Consider the following 12125-nt stretch of genomic DNA (forward strand, 5'->3'; position numbering starts at 1 on the left):
CAAGCAACTTGTGCATAATTATGAATCTGAAAATCTTGTCGCTAGTGCAATTAAAATGCCTACGATTGATTCTGCTGTTTACTTTGATATTCGCACTGATACTAAGTTTTGATGACAGTTCATCTATAGCCGCACAGCAGGTTGGGCATGAAATCACCTCCAACCAACCTGAAGTTGTACAACCTCCAGTCACCGGGCTTGTGTCTACATTGTCGGATGAGGTCAAGGAATTACCAACAGAGCTAATTCGCTGGTCTACCTACTGGCAACTTTGTTGGCAACCATATCCCGAAGCTAAAGAATACGAGCTGCAAACGGTACTTATGGAAGGTAAGTCTCCTAAATTGCAACGTCAAAGCAATCGCTGCTTTCGCCTACAAGCAGCATCTAATGAAAACCAAAAATCACAAGGATTACTCAACCGTGAATTAATCTTGTTGATGCATAAGATTCAACTTGGTTATCGAGTGCGAGCTGTCTTAGATAACAACAGCGTCAGTGAATGGTCTCAAGTAATGGCAGTCGGTGCAACTACACGCACTTCAAGACATGAGAATGTTGAAGATGCTGCCGGTCAGGAATGAGCGTCCAGATGCGATAAGAGTGCGACGAGCGATCGCTACACAAGATTGCGTCCCTTCGCGGGCGCAAGCCTAAGATGCGGCATTCCTGCGTGAAGTTGGAAGCCCCCACCATACCGCTTGCGGTTGGTGGTGGGTAGTTCACAAGTTGGAGATAACCAAGATACAGAACTGAGCGAACTTCTAGCAGATGAGGGTATTTCACCCAATGAACAGATTACTCAGGCTTTGTTACGCCAAGATTTAAGTGATTTGTTAGCCTCACTTAAACCCGTGCAGCGTGAAGTGTTAATCTTACGCTTTGGGCTGTTAGATAATCAAGAACGAAGTTTGGCTCAGATTGGAGAAAAGCTCAATATCAGTCGAGAGCGAGTGCGTCAAATCCAGCAGCAAGCCATGACTGCCCTGCGTCGTCAACAACCGTCTATTGGGCAGTATTTAACTTTTTAATTAGGCGCGTTAATTCTCTTGAGTTAGCTGTGCCTGTAATTGCTGCACTTGCTCTAAAGTTACCCCCGTTACTCGCACAATTGCTTCAGTTGACATCCCCTCGCGCAGTAAATTTAGTGCAATCTCTTCTCTTGTTTTTTGGGCAGCTTTTTCTCCCCAACTAGTAACAATCTCCATAACTTCCTCCTGCTGTGTTAACCCCATTGTATCGATAGCCGCTTGAAAAGCTCGCTCTTCGGTTGCATCCAGACGCAAATAAGTATCCACAAACCCAGAAATTAATTGCATTCGGGCTGGATCTAATCTTAACGTTGCCAGCAATCGCAGACATTCTGCTTTTACCTGTGGACGTTCTTGCTGAGAAATATTCATTTTCGACATTAACGCTGCGGCTACTGGATTTAGTTGCGTCAGAAAATCTCGCCAGCTTAACCGATTGAGTTGAATGGCAGTAAACTGAAATTCCAGAACATTTAAGTCAGGAAAAGTAACACGATAATTTTGAGGTTCAGGGCGTAGGGGTTCATCAAAAGAAAAAATTACCACGGGATAAATTGGTAAATCATATTTTTCGTGCAACCGTGCAAAATGCTGAAACATTCTCTTAGCAAATATTGTCTGGGTGTAAGACCGATTTTCGACGTGAATCAAAAAACAAGTGTCTTGCTGCTGATAACGCACTTGAGCGAGTAAATCAATTTCCTTCTTTTCTCCAGAGGTGACATCAGTAAACACTTCTTGCGGTAAAAACTGAATGGAATCGCGGTCTATTTGACTAGCTACTTGCGGTAGAAATAAATCTAGAAAATCAACAAAAAAGGTGGGTAATAATTCTTTGAAGAGGCGGTCATGATCAATCATATTTTTCTATATTAGCATTATTTTTTATCCTAATTATGTTACGAATAATTATTTAAAAAATTAAAATAAAAGTAGCAAAACTGTCCAATTCACCAAGTTTAAAACACTTAATAAACTAGTCAACCCCTTCGCTTAATTCAAAATTCACTCATTCAAAATTCAAAACCTGAAAACCCCACGGATGAATCCGGGGGCTTGAAATAGTGATGTTGCACTTTTTTATGCTTCCATTAATAAGTTAAAGAGCCACTGACGAGTACGTAGGGCTTCGCCCAAGTGGAGTGGGCAGTGCAGTTTTGGGGAGCCACTGCGGTCTTGGGGGTCTCCCCATGAGCAACTGCCGTCAAGCGGTGTTGGCTTGTAATCGTTGCGACAATTCAATTTCCAGTTCAAAAGATAAAAAATAGTTACTGCCACACAACTGACTTGATTGGTAAAACAACTTTCTGCTGTAGCAAAACCAAGAATTATGCTTTATAGCTTCAACTTATGAACCTTTACGAAGTTCTTTGAAATTACTAATTGTAGTATAAACTCCAGCATCAGCAGCAAGATTTCCGATATTGATTTGAGTGGGATAACCGAGTTTTCGATTGTACGTCACACTCAGTTGAGATTCGCCACTGTTGATCGTATTGCTAATCAAATTAAAAAGTTTAGGAATTGTAGTGTATGAGCTTACTAGTTCAGGATTTACTGGCTGACCAGTCTGGGCAAGAGTGATAGAAGTTGTGACACCATTGCGTACTTCAATGTTTAATGGCCCTCTAACTTCCGGAACGCAAAAACACTGATTAGTTAATGTATAGCGATAGTTAGTTATTTTTTGTCGATTCCATAATCGCTGATTAATTTTTAACTGCCTGAAGCTGGAATTATTAGTTGGTGATTTTTGTACGACTTGAACAGGGGATGCAGAAAATACTGGAGCATTCCAACTCAAAGATGCTACTAAGATTGCAGCAATAGTAATAGGTAAACGCATATCAATCCTTTGTTAAGGCTTATTTCTGATTTCAATGTGAGTTAACAAGATTTTCAAGAGTTGAAATCTTGTGTAAGAGTTCGCATACTTATATTTGGACGTGGCAGTTTTGTCATCTGTTCCGCTTGCGTTCAACTAGTTCAACAAAAAATATATTTTTGACCCTTGCATCAGTTGCAACTCCTGATTCTAAGTAAATGTTACTACGATGCCTAAAAGCATTCTTTCACGATGCTAAATAATTAATATTTTTTGTAAGGATTATTGAAAAAAACACTTCAAACGCTGTGTTTGTAGCAAGAGTTTAATTGGTTGAATTTCACATAATTGATGAGCAAGTTACTGTTAAATAAATACTCAGCATTCGTAATGCCATCAAGCAATGCCAGATCCTGTAATCAAATTTATTTTTGGGATTGTCAAAACTATGAATGTAAAACTTCGCCAAGTTACATTTGAAGATAAATTTAGCGGAATCCTTGGTGTGATAATTGGAGTAGTGTTTATTGGGACAGGTTTTTGGGTAAATAACAAATTTATACACGAGCGTGCTACCCTTACTCAAACACAGGGTAGAGTTGTTGATACCGTCCATCGTCGCGAGCGCGATAGCAAAGATAAAGAAAAAGACACCTATGTGCCAATCATCGAGTTTGTCGCTCAAGGCGATCCGGTTCGCTTTACGGGTCGGTACGAATCCTATAGAGCTAGTAACGGCAAAGTAGTAGCTGTGCGTTACGACCCCAAGCAACCAGTAACTACTACGCGTGAAGTACAATCTTTTGAATCATTGGCTCCCTGGGTAGCGTTTGGTATAGGTGGGCTAAGTTTAATTTCAGGACTGCGCCAGTTGTCGCCTATACGCTTGTCTTCAGATGAAAGTTAGCAATTAGTATTGACTATACGGGTTTGGGTTTAAATACTGGCTACCTCACCAAATACCGAACAAGGAGCGGATCCATCGCTGCCATCCGATGCCTAATTGACTGTGGAGGATTATTGAAGAACTGTTTTAAATCTCGACTTTTCACAAAGCAGAATCAAAAATTTGTTGTGCTGTCAATTTCAATTGGGTAAATAAAGGCGATACAATAACATCATCTCCCCTGAACACAGTCATTTGATAATCGCCGTCAACTAAATTACAAATGGTAATAGTTTGTTGTTTAGGATTACCAGTAAATCTTTTTCCACCGAGTGCAGCATAGTCTACAATCCAATACTCAGGAATTCCCATTTCTTCGTAGTCCCTGAACTTGTCGTAGTAGTCATCGCGCCAATTGGTGCTGACAACCTCAATAACGATTGGTACAGATGCAGCTTGCATAACAATCGATTGCTTGCTCCACCGAGGTTCATTCACGAGATTGTCATGATTTAATACCAGAATGTCGGGAGAATAGGTTGAGTTATTGCTCTCAATTTTGACAAAGGCAGTTTTGGGGATGCGAAACGGAAGTCCCATTTGCAAGAACTGAAAGGTTATCTGTGCTGCCAAAAATCCAATAATATTTTCATATTCGCCCCTACTGGCGAACATTTCGGCAATAACTCATTTATGTAGCTCATATTGCACCCCGTTTGAGGGATATTAGTCGATAAATTGCTCAAAGGTTGCTAACTTGGGTAGGGCTTAAGTCATTTAGCACCTCCACATATATATTCGGTAGTTCATAGAGCGAAATCGACTGTACTACCATGTCAACTAGCCCACTCATAATTGCAGGTGTGATAGGTGGCTCCATAGTACAGTCGCGCATCGGGATAATTTGATTGCTAACATTAATTTTAAAGATCCTAGTCCAACTAGTCAGCCAACTGATATATGCCAAAAATTACCCTAGAAGTATCCGAAGAATTATCTCAACAACTAGCACAAGTTGGCGATCGCCTACCGGAACTACTGGCTTTAAGTTTGCAACAACCAGCAATCCCCGCAGAAATTTATCGATATATTCTAGACTTTCTGGCCAGTAATCCCACACCCGAACAAATTGCACAATTTCAACCTACGCTACAAATGCAAGAGCGATTACGTACTTTAGTAACACGTTCTAAGGCTGGGGAACTCACGCCTATTGAGTTAAAAGAATTAGATGAGTACGAGAGGATTGAACATTTAATGGTCATGATTAAAGCAGGTAATTTAGCTTATCTAGGCACTTCGTTGTGAGTTTAAGTTATATTCCAGTTGCGCTGCGTCGCTTAGTAGAAGAACGAGCTAATTACAAATGTGAGTATTGCTTGCTACCGACTAAAGTAGCGTTTTTCCCTCATGAAATCGACCACATTATCGCTCAAAAGCATGGTGGCAAGACAGATGCAGAAAATTTAGCACTTACGTGCTGGCGTTGTAATCGTCACAAAGGTACTGATTTAGGTTCTTTCGATCCACAAACAGGAGCTTTCAGTTTTTTATTTAATCCGCGTACTCAACAGTGGTCTGAACACTTCACTTTTTCAGAATTAACTATCGTGGGATTGACGGATGTAGGACGTACTACTGTTCATTTACTACAAATGAATAACGAAGAAAGAATTGCAGAAAGACAGAGATTATAATAGCTGAACACAAAATTCAGATTTCTCTCGAACACTTTAGCTATCTCCTAGTTTTTCCTAGTTTTTGATTACCCCACTAAATAGCGAACTACCTGTGGATCTATCGCCCTAATCCGATACCTAATTAATTTCGGAGGATTATTTAAAAACTGTTTTAAATCTTGGCTTTTGATTTGGTAACAACTAACAGAATGTTTTTTCGCTTTCAAGCAACCAAGTCTTGCCCACCTATTGACACTATTTGAATGCAAACAAAGGTTATGTGCAATTTTGAACAAGCAACACGGTCTAGCTATATATAAAAATATACTTTTGTTGATGAGAGCGAATGCTATTAGTGTGAGCGTGTTAGTCTTTTTAACAATTAACCAACATCTATTGCTAGGCGATCGCTACTTATGGTCAACCAACGCAATTTTCAGAGAATTGAAACGAATGGAGTGCGGCTGAACACAGTGGTTGAGGGACACGGCCCTTTGATAATTCTGCTGCATGGATGGCCTCAGTCCTGGGATCTCTGGCGCAATCAAATCGATCCACTTGTCCAAGCAGGCTTTCAAGTAGCTGTTCCTAACCAAAGAGGATACAATGGTAGCGATGCGCCACAAGAAATTGAAGCTTACTCTATACTCAACTTAACAGCGGATGTGGCAGGAATTGCTGACGCTCTTGGTCACGACACTTTTATTGTTGTCGGGCATGATTGGGGTGCGCCAGTTGCCTGGAATACTGCACTTTTATATGAGCAACGAGTGCGTGCTGTTGTCGGAATGAGTGTTCCTTACTTCCGTTACCCTGTTGGCGCATTAACAAAGCAAGAGAATTTTGGCGATAAGTTTTGGTACATGGTTTACTTCCAAAAACCGGGAGTTGCCGAAGCTGAATTTGAAAGGGATATCCGCCGTTCGTTACGTATGATTCATTACAATGTCAGCGGTTCTGCACCTGCTGGAATCGTCCTCAATCCAAAATCATCAACTTCTGGTTTTCTAGATGGATTGATAGATCCCGAAGAGTTACCACAAGGCATGACAGCAGAGGATTTAGATTATTATGTCGAACAGTACACTCAAAGTGGCTTTCGTGGCAACCTGAACTGGTATCGAAATATTGACCGTAATATTGAAATTACTCCTCAATTGGAAGGAAAAAAAATCTCACAGCCAGCACTGTTTATTGCTGGTGAAAAAGACATTGTATTAAAGTTTCCTGGAATTAATCTTGATGCAATGACACAGTTGGTTCCTAATTTGAAAGGACAGATTATTGTTCCTGGTGCTGGCCATTGGGTTCCGGCGGAGTATCCCCAAGGAGTCAATGAAGCGTTAGTTGCGTTTGTTAAGGAATTTGCCTAAAAAACTTAGGCTGTAGTTTTTCTTGATGTAACTTCTATCTCAATCCGCATCCTACTAGTATCTGATAGTCGTGCAACAATAATTGTTGCTGCTAATTTGATGAGACATTAATCCAATCAAAATGAGCTGCTATTTTCTCTACGTACCAACCATGTGCGCTCAATCTAATCACTTCTGCTCTGTCTCTCACTTTTTGGGGTACATCGTTTCCCGGTCTATTAAAGTACAACACTTAACTAGCGTTACGATCTTAAAAAAATAAAAATGAAAGCATATTCACTCGACTTTCGTTAGAAAATAATTGATACATATAAGATAGGCAGAATCTCGCAACATCAGTTAGTAGAAAGATTTAAAATAGCCTTGGTAAAATGTCTTTTCATAAATAGGTGCAGAGATAGATCATGTCGAAGTCGAGACAGGAAGTACCAGAAGTTTATTCAACTGAGGATAATCGATTCCTTGATATTTCTGAGCGATCGCCCTTTCTCACTAGCAATGGCTCAAGATGGACTGATATCAATTTAGCATCTTTTGACTTGCCAGCCGCAGAGATGACTGAATATAGTATCGATCGGTATGGAATTGGAATTAATATTGGGCAGGGTTTTCAGTTAGAACGAGTCTTAGAGGGAACTGTGGAAGAGGGATTTATTCCTCCCGGTGGAAGCTGTCTTTGTCCAAGCTACTATCGGCAAGCTTACCGTTGGGATAGACGCAATCAGATCGTCTATCTCAACTTGACACCAGAATTATTGAGTCTGCAAGCAACCGCTTTACTGAAAACCGATTGTGTGGAAATAATCCCTCAGTTTGCAATTCAAGATCAACTGATTTACCAGATTGGGCTTGCACTTCAAGCAGAACTGCGATCGCAGGGCAGTAGTGGTCGTTTGTATGCCGAAGCAATGGCCGCTGCACTTGCGGTTCATTTACTACGACATTACACAACGCAAGGACATCGAACGATAAACTGTAATGGTGGATTTCCTCAACATAAACTGAGACTCGTTATCGACTACATCAACGATAATTTAGAGTACGAGTTGAGCTTGAAAGAATTAGCAGCGCTCGTTCAACTGAGCCAGTATCATTTCTGCCGAGTCTTTAGGCAGGCAACTGGGTTGAGTCCTCATCAATATTTAGTTCGGCAAAGAATAGAGAAAGCAAAGGAACTGCTTCAAAAAGGTGGAATGAGTATTGCAGCAGTGGCGGTTGCCTGTGGCTTTACGCATCAGAGCCATCTTCACCGCCACTTCAAGCGCTTGACTGGGGTGACTCCTAAAACTTTTCTTAATTCATAAAACGTCGATCGACCAATCGCAAGATTGTGCAACAGTCGCACAAATGTGCAGGACTTTGTTGCTTGTTCGAGCTAAGGTCAACTTATCACCTAAAAGTTGGGTAAAGGGTTAAACCGATGGAAATCACCTTGAACCGAGCTATCAAAACGATCGACATTATGATTCCTAAAGATCGGGTTTCTGATGACCTGCTAGGGGTGCTTCCAGAACCGACAACTGCAATAGATGGTTGCTTAACGCGGAGTATTGGTTTCTCTGATGCTTTTAGAGTACCTGAGACTTCAAGCAGCAGCACTGGTGCAACAACAGATGAACTGTTCGGCACGAGCGCAGCGATCGTCAAAGCAATTTCCCCAACAGCAGGTAAAACACCTCCGCAAGCAGAAGGCAAGATTCGAGGAACGCTGATTTTGTCGTTAAGCAACTCATTAATCGCCAAAGAAACAGCTTCTATAGATATTCTCCCAAGAGCTATTCCCATAGGTCTTGAAGTAACTCCATCGTCCGATTCTGTCTTTTCATCTAACAGCAGACCTTTCCCAGACAGTTTTGGAGTCATTGATAACCTAACTCCAATCCTTCTGTTTGCCAATCCATTCTCAGCTTGAATGAGTCATTTCAAGATCGCTTCCGTGAATGGAAAAAGCAATTTGATTTACTAAATCTATCGTTTTAGAAAGATAAAAAATGAAAATTTCTCATCAGTCCAAAGGTCAAATGGAAGTTGTATCGGATATAGAGTGGGTTAAAGCCACAGGTATTATCTCTACTATGATTTCAAGACGCTTGATAGCTTTCACGGCAATTACTGTCTTATCTACCCTGTCTGACGTATCTCCAGCTAATGCTCAAAATTCTTTTAGAGTGAGTATTCCAGCCAGTGCCTGCGCTCCGGCTAATCCTAATTCACAATCATTAGTAAGAATCGTTAACGGAGCTTATACCTTTGCTGGAAACAGTACCGGACAAGTAGAGTTTTACTGTCCGCTTCCACTAGATACAGATATGATACCTAGGGTACCCCAAAACTCTGGACACAATGCCACTGTCTATTACAGAGATACCGATGGGACGGGAAGCTCGGCTTTCATTCTGTCACTGCTTCAACGTCGTGACGTTAACGGAGTGCAAAATGTAAGCAATGAGTTTACTTCTAACTCACGTGCAGTTACAAGTAACACGTTTGGTTGTATGAACTTTGTCCACAACTTTAGTTCCTCAAACCTTTATTTCTTCAGAGTAACAATGAGACGGAGCAATACCAATCAAGACCCGGCATTTAGTGGAATTGTTTTCAATGATGCTTGTACGTAACCGTTCAGGGGGTAGGTAAATGACCAAAACCCCCTGTAAAGCATAGAAGCAATTAAAAATTGTAAAACATTACGTTGCTGAGACTTAAGTGTAGTAATCACAGTCATCATTCGTTGCACTTGATAGAGTTTGCAATATTCCACGGCTTTCACTTAAATTTAATCAAAGTATCACTCCGAACTTTGAATGATATTGAAAATTCTTGACTCTAGTTGCACTTGCTCAATTGGACGATTTGGGATGCTCACAATACAGAAGATAGGAGAAACAAACATCTCTACTTCATAGGGATAATCAACCAGATAAATTTCTCGGTACTTGTTAGTAGGAGGGGTTAATTCTACTTGCCATGATTTTGGAGTTATTAAAATCTCACTAAGAAACTGATTAGAATATTTTAATGGTTGATATTCATGCCATAGCTGAGTTATTATTTCTCGAATTCCTTTTTCGTCTTGCCATAATTGAGGTGGATTGCTTGCTATAATGAAGTTGAAATCTAGTCCGGGGTAATCAGCTAGTGCTGATTGATAGCCTTGTTCTTGTTCAGTTAGCTCTTGTAAATATAACTGTTTTTGGCTATCATGCCATGATTCATTACATACAACATTGTTTATTTGATTATTAATATCTAAAATTTCTTGAAATGATTGGACATTTTTTTCAGATGCTGTATTAATATCTGGTACATGCCAAATTAGTCGATTATCATGGCGAACAAGTATGAGTTTTAACCAGTTATGCCATGATTGGGCATTCATGCCATAATGTTGCAGAATTTGATCGCCACCAGTATGTTTATCAAATAAGGGTACATGAAGTCCGTCCTGAAGAAGTACCCAGAAAGCAAAATCAACTAAGCTTGATGAACCAATGCGAATATGTCCAGTTGTTGAACTGTTACTTGTATTTATCATTTTTAGAAAAATCTAAGAGATAGCGTATGCTATCTCCTAATATAAAATATCTTAATCACATTGAACGTTTAGTGGCTTTCTCAACGAATATCGAATAGTGGTTGGAGGTACACAAAGGTTTTTGGCAATTTCACGACAACTGTAGTTATCAAGAACTGGGCGAGTAGAATAACCCAAAGAATACAATTTTCTCTTAACTGCTGATATTGTGCGATGATAACCCCGTCTTTTAAGCCGAAAAGCTATTTGTTTTGGAGTGTACATCTCGGCCATTTCATACAAAGTTGCTAATTCATTTTCATCCCATTTAATGCCCATGATGAGATCCCTGATATTCAATGTTGCTAAATCAAATACTTCGGGCGCAGTATTAATGTTATTTATTGCTTATGTTTCTACTGCCCGTGTTTGTTTTAATTGCTTGTACTCGTCCCAATTCCTGGGATTATGGCTTGATAACATTGCTGACTCAAAATCCCAATTCTGAGAACTGTTATCGAATAGTTCAATTGCCGCATCAAAACCGCATTGCAAAAATCTGATGTACGATTCTTCAGACCAAAGAATTGATTGGGCAATTGCTGTCAGGAGTTTGAGATTAGTTTCGCTTGCTGCACCCTCTTTTTGTAGCAAATCAATTGTGTCTATTAATTGTTGTTTAGCAGAAGCCGCAGTAGATTCTGGTAATGCAGCGATGGGAGTAAAACCTGTTAATTGTTTCATGTGTTTTATATTTATTGGGGGATAATGTATTCTTTAATACTTGGCAGTAATTAGTGTGTCTTGTATTTCGGGAGACATTTTTTAACCTCTTATTTGCTGTACTGTGAAAATATCTAAACTACGATCGTCTAGCGTTACCTCGTCTCGTTTTGAGAACGGGGTTTTCACATCAGCAACCGAAAACCCCATGAATTAACGAGTTTGTGTTACCGTCTCTTACCCTGCGGCAATACTGCCTGATTCTGTGGCTGCAACGATGCCCTCGCCTCTGCCTCTGAAACAGGTGGCAATGCTGGTACAATCTCTGCATTGCTAGCCCAACGCTCGTAAGTCTCATTAGTCACCCAATGAAGTGTCGCCCCTGACTCTGCACCGCTACGAATCATTTCAGCCGCAACGAGAGCATCCTTTTCAAAATCAGATTCCGGGTTGCGGTAACTCCACTGGATAAACCAATACGTTCCAAGCGCACCCTCCACCTTTTGAAACTCGGCGCAGAAAATGTAGTTCTTGAGTACACTAGCGATCGCACTGTAGCAGAACTCTTTCGCATCTCCTGGCATACCCTCTTCACACCACTGTTGAAAGGCACGGTGAGCAAAGTGGTTGTACAGTCCAGCAAACGAATCCTTACTTCGGCGGTGCATTAGGAAACTCAAAAGCATCGAAGCTGGCCCTTTAAATTGGTCTTTGAGTCCACCTGCTACAGGAATTACCCACAGTTCGGTAAATGCTTCGTTGGTGAAGTTCTCGTTAATAGTGAGTAAACGGTCTGGGCGAGAAATAGCGATTGCAAAGTCAGCCTTGTTTCCCTTGAGATAACCGCCTTGCTGTGCTTCTAGGATTGTTAACTTTGGTGGGCAGTCCAAGAGAAATTGTCCGTACTCCTTAGCGCAGTTCGCTTGCAGCTTGGGTTGGCTGGGTGGGATTAGGAAAACGCTGTTGTTGACTTTTATGGTTTCCATATTGGTGTTTGTGTTGATGAATACTGAGAGTGTGGTTGTGTTTGTTGTAATGTTAATAACGAAAAACGCGAACTCCCGAATACCTGAATGAATGACGCTCATTCAGGT

General features: G+C 40.7%; 15 protein-coding genes and 2 pseudogenes. 9 read left to right on the forward strand and 8 right to left on the reverse strand.

Features of this window, described 5'->3' with window-relative positions:
* Window positions 1-20: 20 nt before the first annotated feature.
* Entirely contained in the window at window positions 21-584 is a 564-nt protein-coding gene (locus tag RMY31_RS03100) for a hypothetical protein (RefSeq protein WP_322665755.1), read from the forward strand.
* Between the two features lie 141 nt (window positions 585-725).
* Window positions 726-1031 (forward strand): annotated as a pseudogene (locus RMY31_RS03105) (sigma-70 family RNA polymerase sigma factor); the annotation flags it as partial.
* Between the two features lie 9 nt (window positions 1032-1040).
* Here RMY31_RS03105 and RMY31_RS03110 read toward each other — a convergent pair.
* The 3 genes from RMY31_RS03110 to RMY31_RS03120 form a co-directional block, all read right to left on the reverse strand.
* Window positions 1041-1892 carry an Rpn family recombination-promoting nuclease/putative transposase gene (locus tag RMY31_RS03110; RefSeq protein WP_322665753.1) on the reverse strand — a complete coding sequence of 284 codons (852 nt, stop codon included), beginning with the start codon at window positions 1890-1892 and terminating at the stop codon, window positions 1041-1043.
* 219 nt (window positions 1893-2111) lie between these two features.
* Window positions 2112-2309, reverse strand: coding sequence for a hypothetical protein (locus RMY31_RS03115; protein WP_409877207.1), 198 nt, complete (start codon window positions 2307-2309; stop codon window positions 2112-2114).
* Between the two features lie 70 nt (window positions 2310-2379).
* On the reverse strand, window positions 2380-2877 hold the full coding sequence (locus RMY31_RS03120; RefSeq protein ID WP_322665751.1) for a DUF6174 domain-containing protein: 498 nt from the start codon (window positions 2875-2877) through the stop codon (window positions 2380-2382).
* 382 nt (window positions 2878-3259) lie between these two features.
* Here RMY31_RS03120 and RMY31_RS03125 point away from each other — a divergent pair, with 382 nt between their 5' ends.
* Window positions 3260-3763 (forward strand): DUF3592 domain-containing protein, encoded by a 504-nt coding sequence (locus RMY31_RS03125; RefSeq protein WP_409877208.1) that lies wholly within the window; start codon window positions 3260-3262, stop codon window positions 3761-3763.
* A gap of 141 nt (window positions 3764-3904) precedes the next feature.
* Here RMY31_RS03125 and RMY31_RS03130 read toward each other — a convergent pair.
* A pseudogene (locus tag RMY31_RS03130) lies at window positions 3905-4477 on the reverse strand (Uma2 family endonuclease).
* A 225-nt stretch (window positions 4478-4702) separates the two neighbouring features.
* Between RMY31_RS03130 and RMY31_RS03135 the strand changes: the two are divergent.
* The 6 genes from RMY31_RS03135 to RMY31_RS03160 all read left to right on the forward strand — a co-directional run bounded on the left by RMY31_RS03135 (window position 4703) and on the right by RMY31_RS03160 (window position 9412).
* Complete coding sequence (locus RMY31_RS03135; protein WP_322666856.1) at window positions 4703-5050, forward strand: hypothetical protein; 348 nt, start codon at window positions 4703-4705, stop codon at window positions 5048-5050.
* A complete protein-coding gene (locus tag RMY31_RS03140; protein ID WP_322666858.1) occupies window positions 5047-5439 on the forward strand; it encodes an HNH endonuclease signature motif containing protein in 393 nt (130 codons plus the stop codon). Before RMY31_RS03135 ends, RMY31_RS03140 begins: the two co-directional genes overlap by 4 nt.
* 398 nt (window positions 5440-5837) lie before the next feature.
* On the forward strand, window positions 5838-6794 hold the full coding sequence (locus RMY31_RS03145) for an alpha/beta hydrolase (protein ID WP_322666860.1): 957 nt from the start codon (window positions 5838-5840) through the stop codon (window positions 6792-6794).
* A gap of 404 nt (window positions 6795-7198) precedes the next feature.
* Window positions 7199-8098: an AraC family transcriptional regulator gene (locus RMY31_RS03150; protein ID WP_322666862.1), complete on the forward strand. Its 900-nt coding sequence runs from the start codon at window positions 7199-7201 to the stop codon at window positions 8096-8098.
* A 116-nt stretch (window positions 8099-8214) separates the two neighbouring features.
* Window positions 8215-8706: a hypothetical protein gene (locus tag RMY31_RS03155; RefSeq protein WP_322666864.1), complete on the forward strand. Its 492-nt coding sequence runs from the start codon at window positions 8215-8217 to the stop codon at window positions 8704-8706.
* A gap of 79 nt (window positions 8707-8785) precedes the next feature.
* Window positions 8786-9412, forward strand: coding sequence for a hypothetical protein (locus RMY31_RS03160; protein WP_322666866.1), 627 nt, complete (start codon window positions 8786-8788; stop codon window positions 9410-9412).
* 170 nt (window positions 9413-9582) lie between these two features.
* Here RMY31_RS03160 and RMY31_RS03165 read toward each other — a convergent pair whose 3' ends face one another.
* The 4 genes from RMY31_RS03165 to RMY31_RS03180 all read right to left on the reverse strand — a co-directional run bounded on the left by RMY31_RS03165 (window position 9583) and on the right by RMY31_RS03180 (window position 12017).
* A complete protein-coding gene (locus RMY31_RS03165) occupies window positions 9583-10329 on the reverse strand; it encodes a hypothetical protein (protein ID WP_322666868.1) in 747 nt (248 codons plus the stop codon).
* A gap of 51 nt (window positions 10330-10380) precedes the next feature.
* Window positions 10381-10647, reverse strand: a complete 267-nt coding sequence (locus RMY31_RS03170) for a hypothetical protein (protein WP_322666870.1) — start codon at window positions 10645-10647, stop codon at window positions 10381-10383.
* A gap of 69 nt (window positions 10648-10716) precedes the next feature.
* The gene (locus tag RMY31_RS03175; protein ID WP_322666872.1) at window positions 10717-11052 is read right to left on the reverse strand and encodes a hypothetical protein; all 336 of its coding nucleotides are present in this window, start codon (window positions 11050-11052) and stop codon (window positions 10717-10719) included.
* 206 nt (window positions 11053-11258) lie between these two features.
* Window positions 11259-12017, reverse strand: coding sequence for a hypothetical protein (locus RMY31_RS03180; RefSeq protein WP_409877211.1), 759 nt, complete (start codon window positions 12015-12017; stop codon window positions 11259-11261).
* Between the last annotated feature and the right edge of the window lie 108 nt (window positions 12018-12125).

The sequence above is a fragment of the Dendronalium sp. ChiSLP03b genome (assembly GCF_034531165.2).
Classification (GTDB): domain Bacteria; phylum Cyanobacteriota; class Cyanobacteriia; order Cyanobacteriales; family Nostocaceae; genus Dendronalium; species Dendronalium minutum.